Source organism: Rhizobium sp. BK619 (assembly GCF_014195245.1).
Taxonomy (GTDB): Bacteria; Pseudomonadota; Alphaproteobacteria; order Rhizobiales; family Rhizobiaceae; genus Rhizobium; species Rhizobium acidisoli.
In genome coordinates this window covers 220678-243886 of record NZ_JACIBH010000013.1, presented here as the reverse complement: position 1 = coordinate 243886, position 23209 = coordinate 220678, and the positions used below count along the sequence as shown (strand labels likewise).

Here is a 23209-nt window from a genome sequence, read left to right as displayed (position 1 = left end):
ACACCAGCCGGAGACCGGCAAGGCCAGCGGCCATGCCGGACAATCCCTTTCCAAAATGCAGCTCCACCTCAACGCCCGTTTCGGTTATGATTTCCGCTCATCCGAGGAGAGCCCGCATGCGCCTGCCCACATTCATCCTGGCCCTTGCCGTCTCAGCGCTCGCAGCCCTGCCCGCATCGGCCGAGACTTACAAGACACCGAAGGCGCTGCTCAAGGCTCTCTACAGTTACAACACCGACAACAGCGACGCCGAGGCGCCCTCGCCTTACTCGATCTTCTTCTCCGACCATCTGAACGAACTCCTGCAGGCCGACCTCGACAACACGCCCGAGGGCGATGTCGGCGCGATCGACTTCGATCCCGTCATCGCGGGCCAGGATGGCACGGCGAGCGACGTCCGGATCGGCCAGCCCATCCTGCTGGATGACAAGGCCGAGGTGGAGGTGCAGTTCGAAAACGGCGAAGAGGTGACGCTCTTCTACACGCTGGTGCGGCAACACGGCGGCTGGAAGGTCGACGATATCGCCAATCAGAAAGGGGATAATCCGTGGAGCCTGAGCGCGTTGCTGGGTGATGCGCAGTAGGCGATTGTCAATGGCCCCAAGATCAGCCCTCATGGTGAGGAGGCTCGAAGGGCCGTCTCGAACCACGAGGGCGGGCGTGGAAACCTCTGATGCACCGCATCCAGAATCGAGGTGATGGCACCGGTGGCCGCCCCCGTCTTTCGAGGCTTCAGCCTTTGGCTTCCGCACCTCAAGATGAGGGCGGAGCGAGGGCGGCGCCAGGGGCACTGGACCTCCCAGGGCTGCCCCCACCACCGACGCCAGCCCCCCGGCCATCCACCCTCGTGGTTCGAGACGAACCTGCGGACCTCCTCACCATGAGGGCTGATTGGTGTACCGAAGCAGCAAGCGCCGCCCGACGACAAAATCCATGCCCGGCTATCGAATCTACCCGCTCGTTCCGTTTCGGCACGGAATCCCGCTATGGCACAGCCGTGCAAGGAACCGCTAACTCTCCGTCAAGTATCTGAATCTTAGACATTTCCCGACTTCGATGCGGGCATGCCAAAATAATCCCGCTTGCTTTTTGCCCGAAAAGCTGGCACCAATTCACCTACTCGGGCATTTGCATGCCGGTGACTGGACTGATGTGGTAATCCCTTCCGTTTGGAAGGCGGCGCGGGACTACCCGCCTACGTAGACGTTCTTTCCCCGTACGTGACTTCTCCGACTGACCCTTCGTCCCAATCGATCGGGGCGAAAGCTAAAGCCGTCCGCTTCCTCTCGGGGGCGCGGATACTACACAGACTAAGGGAAAAGGACGATCCCAATGGCCACCAAGGGCACCGTAAAATTCTTCAACCAGGACAAGGGTTTTGGTTTCATCACGCCGGACGGCGGCGCAAAGGACGTTTTCGTCCATATCTCTGCGCTGCAGGCTTCTGGCATCCAGTCGCTGCGCGAAGGCCAGCAGGTTACCTTCGACACCGAGCCGGACCGCATGGGCAAGGGCCCGAAGGCCGTCAACATCTCGGCTTCGTAAGTCAGACTTTCCGCTTTGGCGGCATGAACGGCGCTCCGCAAGGGGCGCCGTTTCTGTTTTGCGGCGAGAACGTCATTTGTCGATCGCACCGCCAGATGTTATATGCGCGCTGAAGAGATGATCCCGCCCCATGGCGGTGCGGCGCCCATGCGGCACCCAGAGAACAACGAATTATGGAACGTCGATGACGCAGAAGAACCCGATTTTCGCGGTCGCCCCGATGATCGACTGGACGGATCGGCATTGCCGTTATTTCCATCGCCAGATCAGCCGGCAGGCGCTGCTCTATACCGAGATGGTGGTGGCCGATGCGATCATTCACGGCCCGCGCGAGCGGCTGCTCGGCCATGACGCCGCGGAACATCCGCTGGCGCTGCAGCTCGGCGGGTCGGACCCGTCCAAGCTTGCCGAGGCGGTGAAGATATCGGAACCCTACGGTTATGACGAAATCAACCTGAATGTCGGCTGCCCCTCCGACCGGGTGCAATCGGGCACCTTCGGCGCCTGCCTGATGCTGACGCCGGAAACGGTGGCCGAATGCATCGCGGCGATGAAGAGGGTCGCAATCGTGCCGGTGACGGTGAAATGCCGCATCGGTGTCGATGAGCAGGAACCGGAACAGGCCCTGCCGGAACTGATTACCCGAATTCTCGATGCCGGCGCCGACGCGATCTGGATCCATGCCCGCAAAGCCTGGCTGAAAGGCCTGAGCCCCAAGGAGAACCGCGAGATCCCGCCGCTCGACTATGAGATCGTCTACCGGATGAAACAGCGCTGGCCCGATGTCTTCATCGGCATCAACGGCGGCATCCGCACGCTTGATGAAGCCGCCGTCCATCTCGCCCATGTCGACGGCGTCATGCTCGGCCGCGCCGCCTATCAGAATGCGGCGATCCTTGCCGAAGTCGACCAGCGCTTCTTCGGCGCTCCGGCGGGAGAGCCGGACTGGGAAGGCCTGCGCGACCGGATGATGGCCTATGCCGAACGCCATATCGCCAGTGGCGGACGGCTGCAGCACGTGGCCCGCCACATGGTCGGCCTGTTCACCGGCCTGCCCGGCGCCAGGCGCTACCGCCAGATCCTGTCGACCGACGCGGCCAAAAGCGGTGCCGGGCCGGAAGTATTGGCGGCAGCCTTTGCGGCTGTGGATTTTTCGGGGACGGAGCAGCAGGCGGTCAGCGCCTGACGGGACGTGACGTCTTTGTCAGGACGTCCGCGCCATCGGCAGCAAGGTCTTCTTTTCGATCCGACCCGCCACCGAGAACACCAGTATCTCCGTATCCCTGTCGATCCTGCTGCCGTCCATCAGCCTGACGATATCGTCGACACCGCCGACCGGACTGCCGTCGATGGCGAGGATGTAATCGCCCTCCTGCAGCCCTCCCTTTGCCGCCGGCCCGTCGGGCTCGACGCGTCGGATGCGAACGGAGGTCGTCTGCACCGTCCCCGCCGCAAGCGCCACCCGGCGCGGCAGCACGATCGTATCGCCCGCGATACCGATGAAGGCGCGCCTGACCTCGCCGTAGCGGAGTATTTCCGAAACGACGAAATTGGCGGTATTCGACGCTACGGCAAAAGCGATGCTCTGCGCGCCCTGGATGACGGCGGTATTGACGCCGATGACCTCGCCGCTGGAAGACACCAGCGGTCCACCTGAGTTGCCGGGATTGAGTGCCGCATCTGTCTGGATGACATCCTCCATCAGGCGGCCGCTGGCTGCCCGCATCGACCGGCCGAGCGCCGAGACGATGCCGGCAGTAACCGTCCATTCGAAACCGAGCGGGTTTCCGATTGCGATGGCGATATGGCCTCGGCGCAAGCGCTGGGAATCTCCGAGCCTCGCCCAGGCGCCGGTGCTTGTATTGGCGCGGATGAGGGCGATATCGGTATCGACATCGCGCCCCAACACCCGGCCCTCCGTAACGAAGCCGTCAGGCGTGGTAATGCGAACGGCTTTGGCGTCGTCGACGACATGGCTGTTGGTAATGATCAGGCCGTCTGGCGAGACGGCGAAGCCCGAACCATGCCCTTGCCGGCCACCGACCCTCTCAATCCGGCTGACGGCCGGCCCGACCATATCGACAGCTGCTGCGATCGATTGTGAATAGGCATCGATCAGCACCCCATCATTTTGAGGCGCTATCGCCTTGTCCATGTAACCCATGATTTGATCCTCAGGCGGGAGTAGCCGTCGTCCGCGGCCCAAGCGGCCTTGGTTGCAACGGATCGCCATCATACTGTTGTTGAGGATTAGATGGTTGGGCCTCGAACGCGGTTCAAGTGAGCGAGGGTAGCTCCCGCAATTGCGGCTGCACGCGAGCATAACTAGGCGGACAGCTATATCGAACTACCCGGACAGATATCTTGAACGAACGGCAAAAAACTGGCTCACTGCAGATGTTCGCCCGTGCAATCCGCTGCCCTCGATACGCTATGACCAGCCTGTTACGGCGACAATGCATCGGACCATACAAACTGCGGTCATATCAATAGAATAGAAACAGGCCTTCAATAACAACATCGAGCCGGCGTTGCCTTCGGCTCAACCTTCTTGCCTAAGCCTCGGCGCGGCAGCGCTCGTCGTCTTGCCAATTCTGCCGGCAACGGCGCAAATTTCCGACCGCATCAACCCCACCAACCAAGGAAGCCATGAGATGAGCAAAGTCACCACCAAGGACGGCGTCGAGATCTTCTACAAGGATTGGGGGCCGAAGGCCGCTCAGCCGATCATGTTCCATCACGGCTGGCCGCTCTGCTCCGACGACTGGGACGCCCAGATGCTTTACTTTCTCGAGAAGGGCTACCGGGTCGTCGCCCATGACCGGCGCGGCCACGGCCGCTCGACCCAGGTCGGCGAAGGTCACGACATGGATCATTACGCCGCCGATGCCGCAGCCGTCGTCGAGCATCTCGATCTCAGGAACACCGTCCATGTCGGCCACTCCACCGGTGGCGGCGAAGCGACCCACTACGTCGCCCGTCATGGCCAGCCCCAGGGCCGCGTCGCCAAGCTCGTCATTATCGGCGCCGTGCCGCCGATCATGGTGAAAACCGATGCCAATCCCGGCGGCCTGCCGATCGAGGTGTTCGATGACCTGCGCCGGCAGCTCGCCGCCAATCGCGCGCAGTTCTACCGTGACCTGCCGGCCGGCCCGTTCTACAGCTTCAACCGGCCGGGCGCGAAGGTGTCGGAACCGGTCATCAACAATTGGTGGCGCCAGGGCATGATCGGCGGCGCCAAGGCGCACTACGACGGCATCAAGGCCTTTTCGGAAACCGATTTCACCGAAGACTTGAAGATCATCACCGTGCCGACCTTCGTCATGCACGGCGACGATGATCAGATCGTGCCGATCGCCGACTCCGCTTTGCTCTCGTCGAAGCTGCTGCAAAACGCCACGCTGAAGGTCTACGAGAAATTTCCGCACGGCATGTGCACCACCCATGCCGACATCATCAATCCCGACATCCTCGCCTTCATCAAGGGCTGATTGATCAATCTGCCGGGCGCCGATCAGGCGCCCGGCAGCCGGCATACCCGCGCGGCGAAATTATCATCTGCCGGCTGTAACAAACGGCCGCTGTCGGGATAGGCTGATCGACTGATAGCCGGTGACGCATTTTCTCATGAAACCGTTTTCGCCGATTTGCGTTTAGCGGCCATGACCAAAGAACGTGAACCCTCATCAAAGGCTTACCGGCAGGATCGTTTCGAAAACACCGAGCGAGCCGCCAAGGAAACCATCGAGGCTGAACAGCGGGCCCGCCGGGAAAAAACCAAGCGGCTGAAAGAACTGCGCCTGTCGAAGCAAAACGACAAGGATACGCCAACCGGGTAGACCTCCTCACTCGCGCCACCTGTCAGGCCGACGCCCCATCGGTCTCATTCCCAGCCGCACCGCCCTCGCCCCATCTTTCCTGGCGTGTACGCGCGCGCCACGAATTGTTTTTGAACATCGGACGTTCGCCCATCTTGCAGAGCAAAGATCGCGAAATTATCTTTTTTCCATCGAAAGCGATTCACGGCATCGAAAAGGGCAGATTGCGATGTCAGACAAGCTGTTCAGCACGCGTGACGAACCGCTCGCCTCCGAAGATCTCGATGTGTGCAGGCGTGTCCATGAAGCACTGTGTAGCGAGCTAGATATGGACAGATCGGGCGAGGAAGCCGCCCGTCTCGGCGCCCTTATCATCGAGCTTTACCGGCAAGGCGTGCATGACGAGAACCAGCTTCGATTGCTGGCTGGCGGAAGATGAGGCTGACCGGGCGCGTCAGGCGATGCCCGGCCTCCCCTTCTTCTCCGCGCCCCTGACCTTCCTCGTCACGTAGGGATAGGGACGGACGTTTTCCAATGATCGGCGCGATCAGAGGCCCGTGGTTTCTGTGCTCGTCGGCGCCGAGGTTTCCGTCGGATCGATGGCGGGCGTGGTTTCGGTCGTTCCCGAGACCTCTTCCGTGCTGCCCGTGTCGGCTTCCGTCGTTTCCCCAGTCACGGCAAGATCTGTCGTCGCGCCACCCTCGACCGCATCGCCAGTCTCGGTCTCGGTCTCGGTTCCGCCTGAAGGGGTTTCCGCCGCCGGGGCCTGCGCCGCCATGGTCTCCCGCATCTGGTCAATGGTGCCAACCGCCGTACCGACGCCCAGCGTATCCTTTGCCCAGCTGAGGGCCTCAGGGCTGACCGTGCCGGTCTTGGTGGCAGAGCTGAGCGCCGCCGCCAGCGCCGCATCGCCAATAGCAGGATCGTCGGCCGGTGGGGCAACGCCGTTGGCCAGTTCGTACTGCGCATAGGCGGTAGCGAATGCCGAGATCGCCGACATGCGCGGATCCGCCGTGTTCATCAGCGCATGGAAGTTGCGTTTGAGCGAATTGAGACCGGCGAGCTCGGCCGCTGGCTTCTTCGCCGGCTTTGCCGCAGGCACCGAGGCGATGGTCGTCTTCTTGGCCGGGCCCTTCGTGCTGACGGTCTGCTTAGCCGACTTCGCTCTGCCGGCCTGGCCAGTCTGGACCGCTTTGCCGGCGCCCTTGGCGCTGCGGCCGTTCTCGGTCTTGCCGCTGGAGTGCGTGCTGCTCTTTCCGCTGCCGCCGCTGTTGCTGCCGCCACCGCCATGGCTTCCGCCGCTGTTGCCGCTGCCGCTCCCGCCGCCGCCGTTGCCTCCTCCTCCGCCGCCGCCGTTGCCTCCTCCTCCGCCGCCGCCGTTACCGCCGCCGCCTCCGTTGCCGCCCTTGGCGAATGCAGGCGAGAGATCGGTAGATAGAATGGTGAGAGGTGAAAGCGCCACTGTCGTGGAGAGACAGAGAACGCCGAGAAGCCTGGAGAGCCGCATGATAATCCTTCCGCACTAGAGTGCTGTTGCAGCGGGATTGAACCAGCAGTCTCATAAAGATCTAATTGAGCATCTGCTTTCAATTTGAACTTCCTGCCGAATATTTCGGCGAGAAATGCCTCCACCATTCCCAGAATGAAACTAAATCCCTTCCCTTGCGTTATCCGCTCGATACATCCGTTTACCCAAGGTGAGTGAAATGAACAAATTCGCCATCATTGCCCTGTCGATAGCGACGGCCTTCTCCGGAATGCCGGCATCGGCAGGCCCCGTCTTTGTGCTGAGCCCGGCGCAGCAGGCGGCCGCGCAGCCAATTCCCGGTGGTGGCGAGGCCGGGATCATTACCGTCGGCTGCAATAACTTCACGAACTGCCCTGGCCAGTTTGATAACAATGACGACTGGTACCGCAAACGCCACCACTACCGCGACCGCAGCTACTATCGGGACCGAGACTACTATCGCGGCGACCGCTACGGCCGGCGCTATGGTCACCGCTACCATCGTGACAGTACCGGCGCCATCATCGGCGGCCTGGCGGCCGGCGCCCTGATCGGCGGCATCATCGCCTCGCAGCCGCGCGCCTACCGTTCCACCGGCTACAGCTCGCACGCCGAATATTGTTACGCTCGCTATCGGTCGTACCGCGCCTACGACAACACCTACCAGCCAAACTACGGCCCGCGCCGCCAGTGCCGTTAAACCCGTCTACCCGCACGCAGAAAGCCTCGCATGAAGGTGCGAGGCTTTTTCGGTTGCCGGCCTTTAATCAGCCTACGGGAAAACTCGCTGCTAAATTTCGAAGCGGGCTATAGGCGTAAACTCGCTGCAGAACAGGCCCCGCGCGACCAGACGATCGCAGCGCGCTGCGTGTTTCCACCGTCCTCACCGTTGGCACCGGTTTCGTGCTCCTCGTCGGCGTGCCGCGGCTACGGGCCCACTCGGAAAAGCGGCGTTCGAGAGCGGCCTCATGATGGAGGTCCGATGACCGTCTGGCCGGCGGCCTCGCAATAGGCCGAGAATGCCTGAAGATAGGCCTGCACCCTCAAACGGTTCTCCACTGTCTCGATGGCCCGAAACACCTCGGCCGGTTCCAGCGTCATCAGACGAAGCCGGAGGAAGATATCCGCTGCGAACCGATCGGTAATGGTCGCAAGGATCGTGCGCAGGCCCGCCAGCATGTCGTCGCCCCGATGCGATGCGTGCAGCAGCGCGACGGGCTTGTGGACGATCTGCTCTCCTGACACCAGCCAGTCGATCGCATTCTTCAGACCGCCGGGGATGGATCGCACATATTCCGGGCTGGCGATGATCACCCCGTCGCTCCGGGCGATCGCTGCGACGAAATCCCGCACGGCCGCGGGCAGAGCTTCCCCCTCGAGATCGGGCGAGAATACCGGCAAAGCTCCCACGCCATCGAAGATCGCAATTTCGATATCACTTGGTGCAACGGCGCGGACAGCCCGCAGCATGGCCGTATTGGTGGAATCGCGCCGAGCGCTGCCGGATATTGCGAGAATCTTCATGAGCCTAACAGCGATCGATTGACCGCGGCTGTCAACGCAAAAGGCTGTGGCGCCGCGCGTCTTTTCGGATCGGCAGGCGGCGCTGCGGCACCTCGAATTGCGCGATTGAGGGACAGGCAAAAGCGACTTTTGCTTGCACTGGCCGAGCCCGACGTTAGCTTGAGTTCCAATCCTCACAGCTGCCGAATCGGCGGGAAATAGAGATGACGGCTTTGATCGAGGCACGGGGCGTCAGCAAACGCTTCCGGCAGCACAAGAGATTTCCCGGTTTTCTGGGCGCCCTGAAGACGCTGGTGACGAGCGAATATACCGAAGTTCTGGCCGTTTCCGACATCGATTTCGACGTCGCGGCCGGCGAAGCGGTGGGGTATCTCGGCCCCAACGGCGCCGGCAAATCCACGATGATCAAGATGATGACCGGCATCCTGGTGCCGAGCGCCGGCACGCTCTCGGTGCTCGGCCGCACGCCGCATCTGAGCCGCATGGACAATGCGCGCGAGATCGGCGTCGTCTTCGGCCAGCGCAGCCAGCTGTGGTGGGACCTGCCGCTGGTCGACAGTTTTACCTTGCACCAGCGCATCTACGACATCCCCCTCGCCCGCTATGCGGATAATCTCCGCCGCTTCAGCGAACTACTCGACCTCACGCCCTTTCTCGACCGCGCGGTGCGCCAGCTCAGCCTCGGCCAGCGCATGCGTGCCGAGATCGTCATGTCGCTGCTGCACGATCCGAAAATCCTCTTTCTGGACGAACCGACCATCGGCCTCGACGTGGTCGCCAAGGATGCCGTGCGGCGCTTTCTTGCCGAGATCAACCGCGAGCGCGGCGTCACCATCATCCTCACCACCCACGACCTGCAGGATATCGAGACCATCTGCCCGCGGCTGATCATGGTCGATCACTCGAGGCTGATCTTCGACGGCGAATTGAGGAGCCTACGCGCGGCTTTGGGCTCGGCCCGGCGGCTGACACTTGAATTTGCCAGCGATCCAGGACCGCTGCCGCTCAGCACGGCTTCGCTCGTCAGCGACGAGGGCCTGCGCAAGAATTATCTGATCGAACGCGAAGACGTTTCGCTGGTCAGGATCCTGTCGGAGGTGGGAAGCGATCGCGGTCTCAAGGATGTGGCTTTGCACGAGCCCGACATCGAAGAGGTCATCCGCACCTTCTACCAGGGCCGCAACGCCAGGGCGCGGGCGTCATGAGCGCTTATCTCGCTTTTACCCGGAGTTCCTTCCATTCCCAGCTTGCCTATCGCAACGAGGTCTGGGCCAACATCTTTGGCAAACTGGTGCAAGTCGTCGCACGGGTTGCGATCTGGCAAGCCGCCTATGCCGGCGTCGGTGCAATCGCGGTCGAAGGGGTCTCGCTGCAGCAGATGGTGACTTACGCGCTGCTCGGCGGCGCGGTGATGGGCGCCACCCGGCCTGAAAGGATCATCGGCGAGATCGGCCGGTCGCTCAAGACAGGCGATATCGCTGTCTGGTTGCTGAAGCCGCTATCCTATCCGCTCTATCTCTTCGCCAACGAATGCGGCAGCTTTTTCTATCGGCTGATGACGCAGGTCATCCCAACCATCACCTTCACCGCGTTATTTTATGGCATGCTGCCGCCGGCGAGCCTGTTCCATGCCCTGATGTTCAACGCCTTCTGGGCACTTTCCTTTACGCTCCTATTCCTGATGTCGGCGCTCTTCGGCCTTATCGCCTTCTGGCTGATGACGAGCTTCTCGCTCGACTGGATCCTCGGCGCCCTGCTGCAATTGTTCTCCGGCCTGCTGGTGCCCTTCTGGTTCTTTCCCGAACCGCTGGCGACGATCGCCCGCCATCTGCCCTTCGCCTGGGTGGTCTATTATCCCAATGCCGTCTATCTCGGCCGGCTTTCGGCTGCCGACACCTGGCTTCATCTCGGCCTCGGTCTCGGCTGGGCAGGATTGTTCCTCTTGGGCGTCCTTTGGCTATGGCGCTCAGCCTCCACCCGTATCACCGTGCAGGGAGGCTGACCGTGCTCCTTCATCACCTCCGCGTCATTCCGCTGCTGGTGCGCATGTATGTCCGCTCGCAGATGGAATATCGCGGCGCCTTCTGGCTCGATCGTCTTGCACAGATCCTCTCTTACGGCAGCGTCTTCGCCACCATCGGCATCCTGCTTGCGCGATTCGACACGCTCGGCGGCTGGACCTGGCCGGAGTTGGCGCTGTTGTTCAGCTTCCAGCTGCTCGCCTATTCTCTCGGTGCAGCAATGAGCTTCGTGCAACTGCGCGACCTGGAAGAACTGGTGAGGCTTGGCACCTTTGATACGCTGTTGGTCAAGCCATTCAGTCCCTGGGCCTATCTGATCTTTTCCGGCCTCAATATCAGCTATACCGGTCACGTCATCCTCGCGGTGGCGCTGATGGGCTGGGCCGTCATATCCGTCGACTTCGGCTGGTCGGTCTGGTCGGTGTCATTCCTCATTGCCACGCTCATCAGCGCGGCGTTGCTGACCGCCTCGTTGATCACGATGATCGGCGCCACGGCACTGATCTGGGTGCGCTCCAATCACTTGTTCTCGATCTTCTTCGGCTTTTGGGAATTGACGCGTTATCCCCTCAACATATTTCCCGGCAGCATCCAGATCACCCTCATCACCGCGGTCCCATTAGCCCTCACCAGTTCGGTTCCCGTCGCCGCCCTGCTCGGCAAACCCGTCCCCATCCTTGGGGACTGGGCCGCGCCTGCAGCTCTGGCGGCCGGCCCGATCTGGGTGCTGATCGCAAGCGCGTATTGGCGCTACGCCACCGGGAAATACCAGGGTGCCGGCGGCTGATCGGGCCGGGTGACTTCCCTCTATATCAGGATGCCGGCGCCGACGATTTTGCGCGGACCTCGAGAAACGCTGCCGTCAGCTTGGCCAGCACGGCCGAGGTGCGTGTGCCGTTGGCTCCGCCGATCGGATCGACGATATGGATTTCCCGGAGATCCTCCATGAAGTCGTCCCAGAGCGCCGGCCCGCCTTCTTCGAGAAGCTGCGCGCGGATGCTCAACTCCTCGCTGACAGGCAGATGGCGCCGTCCCCAGGCGCCGATCATGGCGAAGACGGGAACAAGCTGGATGGCCGGCTCCTCGAGGCTATAGATTGCCTTCTGGCTGTGGCTCGGATCGTCCCGCCTGCTGATGAACCCGAGCGAGAGCAGGCGCTTCAACCTGGCTGCCAGAATATTGGAGGCGATTCCCTCCTCGGAATGGGTCAGGAGATCGCGGAAATGGCGACGGTTGCCAAACATGATATCCCGGATGATGATGAGGCTCCACCTGTCGCCCAGCACCTCCATCGTCAGGTTGATCGGGCAGCCCGACCGCAGTTCCATATCCACGACATGCACTCCTTGAAAAAACTGGTTGCAATATAGGAGCACTTATGCGACAACGCAACCGGTTTCAATTAGCAATCAGATGGAGGAGAACATGTCGAAGGTGCGTGTCGCAGGGTTTTCCCTGTCCGTAGATGGTTTCGGCGCGGGTCCGGAACAAAGCATGCAAGATCCGCTCGGCAAACGCGGAGCCGAGATGTTTCAATGGTTTTTCCATACCCGCACTTTCCGCGCGATGCAGGGAAAGGACGACGGTTCGCAGGGGATTGACGAGGACTATGCCGCCCGCGGCATGGCGAATTTTGGCGCCTTCATTCTCGGGCGCAACATGTTTGGCCCCATTCGCGGCGATTGGCCGGATGAGAGCTGGAAGGGCTGGTGGGGGCCGAACCCGCCCTATCACGCGCCAACCTTTATCCTGACGCACTATCCGCGCGAACCCCTCGTCATGGAGGGCGGCACGACCTTTCACTTCATCAGCGGCGGCATCGAAGATGCACTTGAAAAGGCGAAGGCTGCGGCCGGCGGCAAGGACGTGAAAATCGGCGGCGGGGTCAGCACCGTCCGCCAATATCTGCAGGCCGGCCTGATCGACGAAGTGCATTTCGCCATCTCGCCCGTCGTGCTCGGCAAGGGAGAAGCGATGTTCACCGGCATCGACCTGCCCGCCCTCGGCTTCCGTGTCGCCGAGCATGTCGCCACTGAACACGCCACACATATCGTATTGGCAAAATAGCGGGCAACCGATCGGCATCCTTTCCGCCAGTGCATGCCGCAGGCTTCCCGCGGCATGCACTGGCGAGGATGGGAAGCACGCGCAACAGGATCGGCGCCAAACAGTGCCAAAATAGCTGTGGAGTTGTTGGGGAATACGCGTAAACTAAGCGCCATTGGCACAGCGGCGTCGGCACGACCGCTTGAGACCATAGGCGCTTTTGAGCTTTTCGGATGGCACGACGATGCTCCTATCGCTCATCTCACTCAACGACGATGAAATAACAATCGTCACCGACGCTGTTCGGCGATGGTGCTGCGAGAGAAAGCTCGATATCGACAGCAGCGAAGGGCGCCGCGCCATCACCATTGCCGTTGATCTCGTCCAGATGAACACTGACCGCGACAGGCTTTTAGCCGAGCTGTCGAAGCAGCTGGACTACCAGTAGACCCCGACATTCCTCGACGCCACAAATCAGCCACGCCGCTGCTTCGAACGCTTAAAGTCGTTTTTCAAAGAACGTGTCGGGATATGGGTCGTCATTGAAACGGTCGATCTCGACCCAACCGCTTCCCCGATAGAGCTGTTGCGCCTCGGAAAGCGCGCTGTTCGTATCGAGACGCAGGAGCTTGACGGACAGTTCGCCGGCGATGGTTTCGACGGTCGTCATCAGGCGTGTTGCGAGCCCCAGGCCACGCGCGGATGGGGCGACCCACAGTCTCTTGATCTCCGCGACCTCGCCGCCATCGCCCTTCAATCCGACGCAGCCGATCGGCAGGCCATCGGACAGGGCCACCAGAAACGCACCGCGTGGACGGATCATATCCCCGGCGTCGGGATCGCGGGACAGCGACACATCGAAACCCTTCTCGAAGCGGCGTGCAAGTTCGCCGTAATATTCGCTCAGGCAATAGCGGGCATCCTCGTGCCGAGGGTCCGTCTCCTCGATCGCGATCTGGTCGCGCCTCAGCGAGGAAGCAACCATATCCATGGCGCGCAGAAGTTCTTCCGGGCGGCGATGGCGGGCCAGAAATCCTTCCGCCTGCGCATTGGAAAGCGCTTCATAGGCCTGAAACTCGGACCGGCCGTTTTCGGTCAATCTGACGATGCGGCGACGTGCGTCCTCGGGGTTCGGCACCGTTTCGACGAGCCCCTCCTCTTCCAAGCTGCGCAGCAGACGGCTCATCAAGCCCGAGTCGAGGCCCAGACAATCGCGGATCACCGCAACATCCGATTGTCCCCGGCCGATCGAATTGAGCACCCGCGCAGCCCCCAGCGGCCGTCCGCGTCCGAGGAACGAGCTGTCGAGAGCGCCGACTTCGGAGGTGACGGCACGGTTGAAGCGACGGACGCGAGAGATAGGATCGCAAACCATATATCTGACTTAAGTCAGATAATTGCCGCCGTCAATTCGAAACCCATCAGCCATCTGGCGGCTTGCAGCCGTCTTGCGGATCACCATCCCCTCGCCTATGGGATGGCAACGTCCCGCAAGGCCTCTCCCCGTGTTCCGTTTTGCTCTTCACGTGCTGATCGTTGTCATTCTGACGCTGCTCACGCAGATCGGCGGCATCGCCTATCTCATTGCCCTCGCCGCGTCCCGCGCCTGGGGCATCCGCCGCCTACTGGTGAAGCTCGCCATCTTCCTGCTTTTTTATGCCGGTGCGTCGTTTGCAGCAAACCTCGCAGCCCCGATGTTCAGGCGCGTTCCCCTCTCCTGCATATCAGGTGCCACAGACAGGCTCGTGGTTCGCTCCCCGATCTACTGCCTGCTGAACCGCAATTACGTCACGCCTGAGCTGCGCGATCTCGCAAAGGCGCTTGCCGCCCATATGGACGCGGAATTTCCAGGCACCGTCACCGTCGCACTGGATGCGAATTTCCCCTTTGTGAACGGCTTTCCGCTGCTTCCGCATCTGTCGCATACTGACGGGAAAAAGCTCGACTTCGCCTATTATTACAAGAATGCCGACGGCGCCTTCCTGAATGGCGCCACCCGCTCCCCGATCGGCTATTTCGCCTTCGAAGAGCCGGCACCGGGCGACGAACTGCCATGCGAAGGCCGCCACGACTGGCTGACCACACGCTGGAATTTCGACGCGCTGCAGCCGTTGTTTCCGGCCTATGGTATCGAGGAGCAGCGCACATCGGCTGCCCTCGCCTGGCTGACCAGCGAAGGCGTGGCACGCTTCGGCCTGCAGAAGATCTTCATCGAGCCGCATCTGAAGAACGCGCTTGGCATCACCGGCAGCCACGTCCGCTTCCAAGGATGCCGCGCGGCGCGCCACGACGACCATATCCTCCAGGTCGAGTAAGCATTAGCTGCAAGGATTGCGAAAAGCCCTATCGAGCAGCAAAGGTCCGACGAGAGCGAGGAGGTTGCTTCATATGAATATTTTCATTCTGCTGATCGGTTTTCCAGGCGTCGGGAAGCTGGCGATCGCCAAAGAATTAAGTCCGCTTTTCCCCGCAAAGATTATCGACAATCACTGGTTCAATAATCCGATACTGCGCCTGCTGGATGACGACGGGACGTCTGCCCTCCCGGAAGGAATATGGGAATATACCGGCAGAGTTCGGCAAGCCGTCCTGGATGCGATCGTGGCCTATAGCGCGCCCTCGGCCAATTTCATCTTCACGCATGCCGGGATTGAAGGCGATCCGCGAAGCATGCGCACCTTTCAGCAAATCGCTGCCGCAGCTCAACAGCGCCAGGCCTTACTTGTGCCCATCCGGTTGCTCTGCGATGAGGACGAGTTGGCACGCCGGATTTCCACTCCCGAACGCCGCGTCCATCTAAAATCGATAGATGTAGAAACCTCGAGAGAACGCAGCCGACGAGCCTGCGTTCTCGATCCTCAGCATCAAAATACCCTTATCCTGGATGTCACTTTCGCTTCACCGCAGGAAAGTGCTGCCGCCATTCGAAATCATGTGTTGAACGTCGTAGGCAATTTCTAACGTCGGTCTTTGCAGCCAAGCCGCCCAGCCGGTAAGGAATCTGTCTTGCCTGAACGTGCGCTGCTTCAAATCCCCAGGAGCCGCCGCGGATGCACGCTGGAAGAAGCCGCGGCTGCGGACGGAAAAGCCTCCTTCGCCGTCAGGAATTCCAATGTCAGCCTCGCGTATTAGCTTCACGCGTTGTGATAATTGCCAGGGTTTCCCCAAAGGCTTCGCGCCAAATCAGCGCCCGCACCCTAGCGTTCACAACGTTGCGAACGAACCGTTTGCGATACTCATGTCGTTGCCGTGCATAGGACCAACGGGTCAATTTTCTTCATTCGTTCAATAGCGTCTCTGAACTCAATGCCGCTCCCAGTGGCCCATTGCTCTGGAGTTGGTTCCGGCTCCATTCTTACGCTTTCAATGATCGCGACGGTGCTATCGTGCTTGAGCAGGTAAGTTACTATAAAGTTGCCCGAGCCGACCTCGGAGGAAATGGAGAGGCGGTCCGGTCCTGCAGCCGTTATCGTAATGTTTCTAAGAAGCGTTTTGTACTCTGTGCCGTCAAAAGAAATGTAATTGCCATCGCGCACCGCAAAATAAGGACCCTCGCAGAAAGTACCAAGGAAATGAAGCTCGCTGGCCACAAACTTATCTGCGATTGCGCTTTCATCCGCATTTGAACAAGAGGCCACAAACCCCATTATAGCTAGTATCAATGTAATGGAATGCTGGGGACGCCGTTGCGACGGCTTAACTCGCAGCCTTCTTTCGGCAATCTTGCTCATCGACAACTCGCGCAAAAACACAACGCACAGTGAATAACGGAGAGCGCTCCACAACCTGTTAATGACTTGGGTCAATTTAAGTAGATTCGCGGTTTCCCCATAAACAGATCATTCTACCTTCCCGGAATGACCAATCTCGGTAAGCAGTTAATCCCGAAATGCCCTGATTTTGCGCTGCTTGATCACCCCGCGGCGGATAGACCAGGAATTACCGCGAAAGGATTTGAGCGCCTGTTTGAAAGGCCTGACCAGCCGTCCCGCCGCAAGGTCGGCTGCTACAAGCATCATGCGCCCGAGCATCGCGCCCTCACCCGCATCGCGGATTCGACAGCGAATTTTGCTGAATCGAAGGTCAGCCCGCTCGTCGGATCGACATCCCGGACATCGGCGCTGCGCAGCCAGGCCTCCCAGTCGATGGGAAGTCGTAGATGAGCGTGTGATGCGCCACGCGCGCCTATCGCAATGGCAGCTCGTAGCTTCGCTTCAGCGTTTCCATCGGCACATCGGTCTTGACGCTGAGCACGCTCTGAATGCGGGTCAGGTGGTCGGCCTGGAAACGCCAATAGCTGTGAAGATCGGCGGTGACGATCCGCAGCACGGCATCACATTCTCCTGTCGTCAGGTAGCATTCCATCACCTCGGGAAACCGCTTGACAGCTTCGCCGAAGCGCAGCGTCACCTCGGCATCCTGGGTCTTGAACCATACGCGGGCAAAAACCGTCAGCCCCGCCCCGACCTTTGCCGGGTCCAGCACCGCAACATAGCGATCGATGATCCCCGCCTCCTCGAGCAGCCGCACGCGGCGCAGGCACGGCGAAGGCGACAGCCCCACTTCCTTTGCCAGTTCGACATTCGAAATGCGCCCGTCGCGCTGAAGCACGCGCAGGATATGGCGATCGATCGCGTCGAGGATTACCGGCATTTTATAGCTCAAGCCTCTTCTATAGTGGCATCATATGCCAAACGATCGCAATTTCGAGGATTCTTCGCAAGCTCATTGCGCAATACGTAGCCTATCGTTGCAAGCATTGATGTGGAGACGGCTGATGGCAAGACAGATAGATAAAATCGTGCTCGCTTATTCCGGCGGCTTGGATACCTCGATCATCCTCAAATGGCTGCAGGAGACCTACGGATGCGAGGTCGTGACCTTCACCGCCGATCTCGGGCAGGGCGAGGAGCTTGAGCCGGCGCGGGCGAAGGCGGCAATGTTGGGGGTCAAGGACATCCGTATCGTCGATCTCAGGGAGGAATTCGTTCGCGACTTCGTCTTTCCGATGCTGCGCGCCAACACGCTTTATGAGGGGCAGTATCTGCTCGGCAGCTCGATCGCTCGGCCGCTGATTGCCAGGCATCTGGTCGCCATAGCCCGGCAAGTCGGTGCTGATGCCGTTGCCCACGGCTCGACGGGCAAGGGCAATGACCAGGTCCGGTTCGAACTTGCCGTCAATGCGCTCGATCCGTCGATTAAGGTCATTGCTCCCTGGCGCCAATGGAACATCCGCTCCCGCATGCAGCTTCTGGAATATGCCGCGATGCATCGCATCCCGGTGCCGAAGGACAAGCGCGGTGAAGCGCCCTTCTCGATGGACGCCAACCTGCTGCACACGTCCACCGAAGGCAAAATCCTCGAAGATCCGGCCGAGGTTGCGCCCGAATACATCTATCAGCGCACGGTCGACCCCGTCGATGCGCCCGATACCCCCGAGACCGTGACCATCGGCTTCGAAAACGGCGACCCCGTATCCGTGAACGGGCAGGCCATGACACCCGCTGCCTTGCTCACCGAGCTCAACAGCTTCGGCGGCCGGCACGGCGTCGGGCGGCTCGATCTCGTCGAAAACCGCTTCATCGGCATGAAGTCGCGAGGCGTCTACGAGACGCCGGGAGGCACGATCCTGCTTGCGGCGCATCGAGGCATTGAATCGATCACGCTCGATCGTGCCGCCGCACACCTGAAGGATGAGATCATGCCCCGCTACGCCGAGCTGATCTACAACGGCTTCTGGTTCTCTCCCGAGCGGGACATGCTGCAGGCTCTGATCGACCGGAGCCAGGACTTCGTCAGCGGCGAAGTGACGGTACGGCTCTATAAGGGAAGCGCTACGGTCATCTCCCGCACCTCGCCCTACTCGCTCTATTCCGCCGACCTCGTCACCTTCGAGGAAAGCGCCGTCGCCTATGACCATCACGACGCCGAAGGTTTCATCAAACTCAACGGATTGCGGCTCAAGAGCTGGGCAGCCCGCAACGGCAGATGAGCCCAGCTTTGCGTCCGCGCGTTGGCAGCCACGACCCGAATCCGATTTTAAACGATCTTAAAAATACGCACTGAAAAAACTAATCGATTTTAATTTTATCATTAAAATTTTCTTGTTGCGGCGCAAAAGAATTTAGACATTAGCTATATCAGATGCTCACTGTGTTCGTTGGAGGAACTCGCATGACTGTGACATTTCCGCTTACCGAGAAGCGCGATGCGGAGGCATTGCTGAAGCACTTGACGATGCACAAACTCAGTTTTCCGGGAAACTGCGTCGTGTCGCTCAAAGCGCATATCGCGCAGGTATCCTCCTGGCATACAACAGCACTCGGCACTGCCCGTACGGCCTGGTAGGGATCGAATGTTCGGGCTCCTTGCCCGATGTCCGTGCCTTTCGCTCACGCACATATTGAAGCAATCCGGCCGGATTAACCCATGTGGAGATGGATGAGCCGAGCGCGTCGATAAGAGCCTATCTAACTGCAGGCAATCCCATGCCGACGAGCTTCAGGATTTCCTCGACCTTCGCATCGGGATCGGCTCCCGCTTCGACCTGGCCGTCTATCGTCAGCAGGGCCAGGCCGTGCGTCAGCGACCAGAGGAAGAGCGCGGCGTTCGGCACGTCGCCCGGCGTCAGGCGCTTTTCCAGGTCGTCCTTCATCTGCCGGTAGACCCGCATCCGCAGGGTGCGTATTTCCTCATTGCCTTTGGAATAGGCTTGAAACCCCTCCCCGAACATCAGCCGGTAGAGACCGGGGTTCGAACGGGCAAAGGCGACATAGGCGATGCCACCGGCAAGCAGGTGGCGCCGGGAACCGGCCAAGGCAGCATCGATGCTTTCGCCGAGTTCGGCAAACCCTTGTTCGGCGAGCGCCGCCGCAATGGCATCCAGACTGTTGAAATAGTGATACGCCGCCGGAGCTGAGACGCCGGCGCGGCGGCCGATCTCCCGCAGGCTCAGCGCAGCCGGGCCTCCCTCCTCCAGAAGCGCCCGCGCCACCGACAGCAGCGTCGGGCGCAGATTGCCGTGATGATAGCGGGTCGGTCCTTTGTCCGTGGTCATATCTCCAATCTTTACATCGTTAAAATCATGTTCTACTTTGCTCGCAATGACAAGCTCCGACGAATGAAGATCGCGATCAGGACAGCATCCTCCAATGTCCAGGCCACAGTCCGGGTGGTGGCAACAAGGTCCAGGTTTACAGATAAAGAGGCTTTCATGCGAGCAACGGAACCAAGCCGCACCGCGATTGGCGCGGCAGCCTATAGAGCCGCACATCAGAACGTGGATGGCGGCGCCATCTTCCGAGATCCCTATGCCCGCCGGATTCTCGGCGAGGAAGCAAGCGCCGAAGCCGATCTGAAGGCCGAGGTTCCCTCCACGCGGTCCTTTCGCCTCTTCATGGCGGCGCGAAGCCGATATGCCGAAGATTGCCTTGCCCTGTCCGTCGCCAAGGGCGTGAGGCAGGCCGTCATCCTCGGCGCCGGGCTCGACACCTTCGCACTGCGCAATCCTCATGCCGGCCTGAAGGTCTTCGAAGTCGACCACCCAGCCACGCAGAGCTGGAAGCAGATGCGGCTCAGCGAGATAGGCCTGACGCAAAATCTGCCGACATTCGTTCCCGTCGATTTCGAGCAGGAAGATCTCGGAATGCGCCTCGCCGATTGCGGTTTCGAACTCGAAACGGCCTCCTTCTTCATCTGGCTTGGCGTCGTGCCCTATCTCACGGAACCATCGGTCTTTGCCCTGCTGCGCTTCGTCGCCGGCCTGCCGAGTTCGTCCATCGTCTTTGACTACAGCGAACCCTTGGAGAACTATCCGGCGGAACGCCGAGCCCGCGCCGAGGAAATGGGAGCGCGCACGGCCGCAGCCGGCGAACCATGGCTGACGCATTTCGATCCCAAACAGCTTGCGGACCGATTGCTGAGCCTAGGCTTCCGATCTCTGGAGGATATCGGCCCGACCGAAATGGCCAAACGTTTCGGCCTGCCCGCAGATGCGCCCGATCGCGGCGCTGGTCCCCATGTCGTATTCGCCGACAAATAGGAACGGACCCAAGGCTGTCGTTCGCTGCAGACAGCCGTTGATCCGCTTGCAAAAATTCCTATTCTGGCCGTCGCCATCCCGGCCGCTGCGACAGGAAGTTTGGATTCTCTCATGATGACTTCGAGCCATCCCGATCTCAGCGACATCCACTATGGCGACTGGGTGGATCGCCGATTGCCGGCCGCATGGCGGCCATATACGCGACTGGCGCGGCTGGATCGGCCGGTCGGAATATGGCTGACGCTTTTCCCGTGCTGGGCTGCCCTCATCCAGGCATCGCGCGGCCTGCCGGACCTCGGTGAACTCGTGATCTTCTCTCTCGGCGCCCTGCTGATGAGAAGCGCCGGCTCCACGGTCAACGACATCGCGGATCGGAACTTTGACGCTCACGTTGAGCGGACCCGTTTTCGGCCGCTTGCAAGCGGAGATATCGGCACGCTGCAGGCCTTCGTCTTTCTGGTCGCCGAACTCATGCTCGCGGCCTCGCTTCTGTTTTTCCTGACGCCTTACACGCGTTTGATCGCAATATCGGTTCTGCCGCTCGTCTTTGTCTATCCGCTCTGCAAGCGCTTCACCCACTGGCCCCAGGCCGTGCTGGGCGCGGCGTTCAATTGGGGCATGCTGATGGCATGGGCCGAAATTGCCGGCCATATCCCGGCCGGCGCTGTGCTGATGTGGGCCGGGGCCGTCGCCTGGCAGATCGGCTATGATACGGTCTATGCCTATGTCGATGTCAGGGATGACACCCGCCTCGGCTTGAAATCGACGGCAAGCCTGTTCGGCCGGCGCGGCAAGTTGTGGATCGGCTTGTTCTATGCTCTGGCCGTTGCGGCGTGGTCGCTGGGGGGCTGGCTGTTGGAGATGTCGCCACCTTATGCAATCGGAATGCTGGTGATCGCAGCCCACCTTGCCTGGCAGACCCGGCGGATCGACCTTGCCCGCCCTGACCTGAATTATCGCCTGTTCCTCGCCAATATCCTGACAGGCGTGCTGCTCGCCGGCGCGGCTCTGTCGGGCACATGGTAGACAGCTCGAGGACGTGACGCCGATGACCTATTTCAAACAAGCCGCGTTCGCTGCCACCATGATGCTGGTAGCAACGATGACACCCCTGCATCAGGCCCATGCCGAGCAATGCGACCAGGAGACTTTCGAAGAGGCGAAATACGTCGTCTGCACCCTGCAAACGGGGAAATCCGACCTGCGCCTGTTCTGGAAGGGCGCCGATGGCGAGCCTTACCGGACTTTTTCAAGCCTTGCCGAAGCCGTTGGCGCAGAAGGCAAGACGCTGGCGCTGGCCGTCAATGCCGGCATGTACCGGGCGGATTTTTCGCCGATGGGGCTGTATGTCGAGAACGCCAGGGAATTGAAACCCGCCAATACCGCAAAGGCCGAAAGCTCCGCCGGCCAGGTGCCGAATTTCTACAAGAAGCCGAACGGCGTATTCTTTCTTGGTGAAACCGGCGCCGGCATACTGCCAACCGATGAATTTCTGAAGCGTGCGCAGAAGGTGCGGTTCGCCACGCAGTCCGGTCCGATGCTTGTCATCGCCGACAAGCTGAACCCGATTTTCATCCCCGGCTCGACGGATCGAACCCGCCGAAGCGGTATCGGCGTCTGCGCGGCGGGCACGGTTCGCTTGGCGATCAGCGAAGATGGAGTGAATTTCCACGATTTCGCACGGCTCTTCCGCGATCAGCTGCAATGCCCCGACGCCTTGTTCCTCGACGGTGGAAACGGCGTCGGGCTGTACCATCCGGCGATGGGCCGCAACGACCGCTCCTGGCACGGCGGCTACGGCCCGATGCTCGGGCTTGTCGAATAGTGGCCGAGGAAATCCGCCTGGATCGAAGGGGCATCGAGCCGCGTACCGCATCTTGATTCACCTCAAATCGGTCGCGCACCGAAAAACCGTGCCGTGGCGGTGATCAGCTTGTCCAGCACCTCGACGTTCTCAGAAGTGTTGAAAATGTGATCCATCGGAGCCTCCCAAACTTGGTATGCACCCTTGTGCGCTTGAGCGAATTTTGCCGCCGTTCCCAGAGGAATAGCAGTATCCAGACTACCTTCCGCAATAAAAACCCGTCCACGATAGTTGGCAATCTCGTCCAACGGATCCAGATTTTCGACGTCGGCAAAGAATTCATGCCCGAGGGTTAGCGATACGCCCCACGGCATCTGGACATTGGTAGGCGATCGGCTTGCGAGCGCCCGTTCATACACATCGCGCCCGATCAAGGCTGGAAAGGAAACTTTCGGTTCGCCGACGGGAGCCCAGAGCGCGACCGCCGCTGGTCGATTTGTACGGCCCGCCGCCACAGCAGCAACCAGCCCACCCTGGCTCCATCCCAGCAGAAATATCGCATTTGGACCAGCCGACAGCAGATCGCTGACGAAGTCCATCGCAGCGATGCAATCCTCGACCTGGCGATTATACGTGGTGTCTTGAAAATGTCCGCCGCTTTCGCCGACACCTCGAAAGTCAATCCTGAGGCTCGAAAAACCCAGAGATGCGAGTTTCTCCGCCGTATGAGCCAGGATACCGGTGCCGGTGTGAGAAATCATAAGTTCGTGCCGCGTTCCTCCGAACCCATGGAGAAGCACGACAATCGGTGCGTTTTCCGAGGCTGCCAGACACAATGTTCCGACAACACGACACCCACCGACCTCAAAGCTTACCGTTTCTTCTTCGGCCATCACTTCCTCT

At 60.5% G+C, this 23209-nt stretch carries 29 protein-coding genes; 20 read left to right on the top strand and 9 right to left on the bottom strand.

What is annotated here, in order from left to right:
- Window positions 1–116: 116 nt before the first annotated feature.
- The 3 genes from FHX14_RS24875 (at window position 117) to dusA (ending at window position 2731) form a co-directional block, all read left to right on the top strand.
- Window positions 117–584 carry a DUF3828 domain-containing protein gene (locus FHX14_RS24875; RefSeq protein WP_088937801.1) on the top strand — a complete coding sequence of 156 codons (468 nt, stop codon included), beginning with the start codon at window positions 117–119 and terminating at the stop codon, window positions 582–584.
- A 748-nt stretch (window positions 585–1332) separates the two neighbouring features.
- Complete coding sequence (locus tag FHX14_RS24870) at window positions 1333–1545, top strand: cold-shock protein (protein WP_003540801.1); 213 nt, start codon at window positions 1333–1335, stop codon at window positions 1543–1545.
- Window positions 1546–1729: 184 nt separating this feature from the next.
- Window positions 1730–2731, top strand: a complete 1002-nt coding sequence (gene dusA, locus FHX14_RS24865; RefSeq protein WP_184379347.1) for a tRNA dihydrouridine(20/20a) synthase DusA — start codon at window positions 1730–1732, stop codon at window positions 2729–2731.
- 18 nt (window positions 2732–2749) lie between these two features.
- Here the strand turns inward: dusA and FHX14_RS24860 are convergent, their stop codons facing one another.
- On the bottom strand, window positions 2750–3709 hold the full coding sequence (locus tag FHX14_RS24860) for a trypsin-like peptidase domain-containing protein (RefSeq protein ID WP_184379345.1): 960 nt from the start codon (window positions 3707–3709) through the stop codon (window positions 2750–2752).
- A gap of 490 nt (window positions 3710–4199) precedes the next feature.
- On the opposite strand from FHX14_RS24860, the gene FHX14_RS24855 reads away from it, so the two are divergent.
- From FHX14_RS24855 to FHX14_RS24845, 3 genes are all read left to right on the top strand, one after another.
- Window positions 4200–5036 (top strand): alpha/beta hydrolase, encoded by an 837-nt coding sequence (locus tag FHX14_RS24855; RefSeq protein WP_184379343.1) that lies wholly within the window; start codon window positions 4200–4202, stop codon window positions 5034–5036.
- A 156-nt stretch (window positions 5037–5192) separates the two neighbouring features.
- Window positions 5193–5384, top strand: a complete 192-nt coding sequence (locus tag FHX14_RS24850) for a hypothetical protein (RefSeq protein ID WP_246713449.1) — start codon at window positions 5193–5195, stop codon at window positions 5382–5384.
- A 208-nt stretch (window positions 5385–5592) separates the two neighbouring features.
- Window positions 5593–5802 (top strand): hypothetical protein, encoded by a 210-nt coding sequence (locus FHX14_RS24845; RefSeq protein ID WP_184379341.1) that lies wholly within the window; start codon window positions 5593–5595, stop codon window positions 5800–5802.
- Window positions 5803–5910: 108 nt separating this feature from the next.
- Here the strand turns inward: FHX14_RS24845 and FHX14_RS24840 are convergent, their stop codons facing one another.
- Window positions 5911–6870 carry a hypothetical protein gene (locus FHX14_RS24840; protein WP_184379340.1) on the bottom strand — a complete coding sequence of 320 codons (960 nt, stop codon included), beginning with the start codon at window positions 6868–6870 and terminating at the stop codon, window positions 5911–5913.
- A gap of 199 nt (window positions 6871–7069) precedes the next feature.
- Here FHX14_RS24840 and FHX14_RS24835 point away from each other — a divergent pair, with 199 nt between their 5' ends.
- Window positions 7070–7570: a BA14K family protein gene (locus FHX14_RS24835; protein WP_184379338.1), complete on the top strand. Its 501-nt coding sequence runs from the start codon at window positions 7070–7072 to the stop codon at window positions 7568–7570.
- A gap of 266 nt (window positions 7571–7836) precedes the next feature.
- Here FHX14_RS24835 and FHX14_RS24830 read toward each other — a convergent pair whose 3' ends face one another.
- A complete protein-coding gene (locus FHX14_RS24830; protein WP_184379336.1) occupies window positions 7837–8394 on the bottom strand; it encodes an NADPH-dependent FMN reductase in 558 nt (185 codons plus the stop codon).
- A gap of 203 nt (window positions 8395–8597) precedes the next feature.
- Between FHX14_RS24830 and FHX14_RS24825 the strand changes: the two genes are divergently transcribed.
- The 3 genes from FHX14_RS24825 to FHX14_RS24815 are packed head-to-tail and all read left to right on the top strand — an operon-like array spanning window position 8598 to window position 11202.
- Window positions 8598–9599 (top strand): ATP-binding cassette domain-containing protein, encoded by a 1002-nt coding sequence (locus tag FHX14_RS24825; RefSeq protein ID WP_184379334.1) that lies wholly within the window; start codon window positions 8598–8600, stop codon window positions 9597–9599.
- Window positions 9596–10396: an ABC-2 family transporter protein gene (locus FHX14_RS24820; RefSeq protein ID WP_184379332.1), complete on the top strand. Its 801-nt coding sequence runs from the start codon at window positions 9596–9598 to the stop codon at window positions 10394–10396. Before FHX14_RS24825 ends, FHX14_RS24820 begins: the two co-directional genes overlap by 4 nt.
- Window positions 10354–11202, top strand: a complete 849-nt coding sequence (locus FHX14_RS24815) for an ABC-2 family transporter protein (protein ID WP_184379330.1) — start codon at window positions 10354–10356, stop codon at window positions 11200–11202. Before FHX14_RS24820 ends, FHX14_RS24815 begins: the two co-directional genes overlap by 43 nt.
- A gap of 25 nt (window positions 11203–11227) precedes the next feature.
- Here FHX14_RS24815 and FHX14_RS24810 read toward each other — a convergent pair whose 3' ends face one another.
- Complete coding sequence (locus FHX14_RS24810) at window positions 11228–11743, bottom strand: helix-turn-helix domain-containing protein (protein ID WP_184379382.1); 516 nt, start codon at window positions 11741–11743, stop codon at window positions 11228–11230.
- 97 nt (window positions 11744–11840) lie between these two features.
- Between FHX14_RS24810 and FHX14_RS24805 the strand changes: the two genes are divergently transcribed.
- Both FHX14_RS24805 and FHX14_RS24800 read left to right on the top strand, forming a co-directional pair.
- Window positions 11841–12482, top strand: coding sequence for a dihydrofolate reductase family protein (locus tag FHX14_RS24805; RefSeq protein ID WP_184379328.1), 642 nt, complete (start codon window positions 11841–11843; stop codon window positions 12480–12482).
- A 223-nt stretch (window positions 12483–12705) separates the two neighbouring features.
- Window positions 12706–12909, top strand: coding sequence for a hypothetical protein (locus FHX14_RS24800; RefSeq protein WP_184379326.1), 204 nt, complete (start codon window positions 12706–12708; stop codon window positions 12907–12909).
- 51 nt (window positions 12910–12960) lie between these two features.
- On the opposite strand, the gene FHX14_RS24795 is transcribed toward FHX14_RS24800, so the two are convergent.
- Window positions 12961–13836, bottom strand: coding sequence for a helix-turn-helix domain-containing GNAT family N-acetyltransferase (locus FHX14_RS24795; protein ID WP_184379324.1), 876 nt, complete (start codon window positions 13834–13836; stop codon window positions 12961–12963).
- Between the two features lie 130 nt (window positions 13837–13966).
- Between FHX14_RS24795 and FHX14_RS24790 the strand changes: the two genes are divergently transcribed.
- Together FHX14_RS24790 and FHX14_RS24785 are read left to right on the top strand one after the other, a co-directional pair.
- A complete protein-coding gene (locus FHX14_RS24790; RefSeq protein ID WP_348649268.1) occupies window positions 13967–14776 on the top strand; it encodes a hypothetical protein in 810 nt (269 codons plus the stop codon).
- 73 nt (window positions 14777–14849) lie between these two features.
- Window positions 14850–15422, top strand: coding sequence for a chloramphenicol phosphotransferase (locus FHX14_RS24785; RefSeq protein ID WP_184379322.1), 573 nt, complete (start codon window positions 14850–14852; stop codon window positions 15420–15422).
- A gap of 275 nt (window positions 15423–15697) precedes the next feature.
- On the opposite strand, the gene FHX14_RS24780 is transcribed toward FHX14_RS24785, so the two are convergent.
- Window positions 15698–16192, bottom strand: a complete 495-nt coding sequence (locus tag FHX14_RS24780; RefSeq protein ID WP_003593807.1) for a hypothetical protein — start codon at window positions 16190–16192, stop codon at window positions 15698–15700.
- Window positions 16193–16318: 126 nt separating this feature from the next.
- On the opposite strand from FHX14_RS24780, the gene FHX14_RS24775 reads away from it, so the two are divergent.
- A complete protein-coding gene (locus FHX14_RS24775) occupies window positions 16319–16624 on the top strand; it encodes a hypothetical protein (RefSeq protein WP_167315879.1) in 306 nt (101 codons plus the stop codon).
- Between the two features lie 22 nt (window positions 16625–16646).
- On the opposite strand, the gene FHX14_RS24770 is transcribed toward FHX14_RS24775, so the two are convergent.
- The gene (locus FHX14_RS24770; protein ID WP_003593806.1) at window positions 16647–17114 is read right to left on the bottom strand and encodes an Lrp/AsnC family transcriptional regulator; all 468 of its coding nucleotides are present in this window, start codon (window positions 17112–17114) and stop codon (window positions 16647–16649) included.
- A gap of 124 nt (window positions 17115–17238) precedes the next feature.
- Here FHX14_RS24770 and FHX14_RS24765 point away from each other — a divergent pair, with 124 nt between their 5' ends.
- Window positions 17239–18453 carry an argininosuccinate synthase gene (locus tag FHX14_RS24765; RefSeq protein ID WP_184379320.1) on the top strand — a complete coding sequence of 405 codons (1215 nt, stop codon included), beginning with the start codon at window positions 17239–17241 and terminating at the stop codon, window positions 18451–18453.
- Window positions 18454–18635: 182 nt separating this feature from the next.
- A complete protein-coding gene (locus FHX14_RS24760; RefSeq protein ID WP_184379318.1) occupies window positions 18636–18809 on the top strand; it encodes a hypothetical protein in 174 nt (57 codons plus the stop codon).
- Between the two features lie 118 nt (window positions 18810–18927).
- On the opposite strand, the gene FHX14_RS24755 is transcribed toward FHX14_RS24760, so the two are convergent.
- Window positions 18928–19518 carry a TetR/AcrR family transcriptional regulator gene (locus FHX14_RS24755; protein ID WP_184379316.1) on the bottom strand — a complete coding sequence of 197 codons (591 nt, stop codon included), beginning with the start codon at window positions 19516–19518 and terminating at the stop codon, window positions 18928–18930.
- 156 nt (window positions 19519–19674) lie between these two features.
- Between FHX14_RS24755 and FHX14_RS24750 the strand changes: the two genes are divergently transcribed.
- The 3 genes from FHX14_RS24750 (at window position 19675) to FHX14_RS24740 (ending at window position 22327) form a co-directional block, all read left to right on the top strand.
- On the top strand, window positions 19675–20502 hold the full coding sequence (locus FHX14_RS24750) for an SAM-dependent methyltransferase (protein ID WP_184379314.1): 828 nt from the start codon (window positions 19675–19677) through the stop codon (window positions 20500–20502).
- Between the two features lie 111 nt (window positions 20503–20613).
- Window positions 20614–21528 carry a 4-hydroxybenzoate octaprenyltransferase gene (ubiA, locus tag FHX14_RS24745; RefSeq protein WP_184379312.1) on the top strand — a complete coding sequence of 305 codons (915 nt, stop codon included), beginning with the start codon at window positions 20614–20616 and terminating at the stop codon, window positions 21526–21528.
- Window positions 21529–21550: 22 nt separating this feature from the next.
- On the top strand, window positions 21551–22327 hold the full coding sequence (locus tag FHX14_RS24740; RefSeq protein ID WP_184379310.1) for a phosphodiester glycosidase family protein: 777 nt from the start codon (window positions 21551–21553) through the stop codon (window positions 22325–22327).
- 62 nt (window positions 22328–22389) lie between these two features.
- Here FHX14_RS24740 and FHX14_RS24735 read toward each other — a convergent pair whose 3' ends face one another.
- Complete coding sequence (locus tag FHX14_RS24735; RefSeq protein WP_179613595.1) at window positions 22390–23199, bottom strand: alpha/beta fold hydrolase; 810 nt, start codon at window positions 23197–23199, stop codon at window positions 22390–22392.
- Window positions 23200–23209 lie beyond the last annotated feature (10 nt).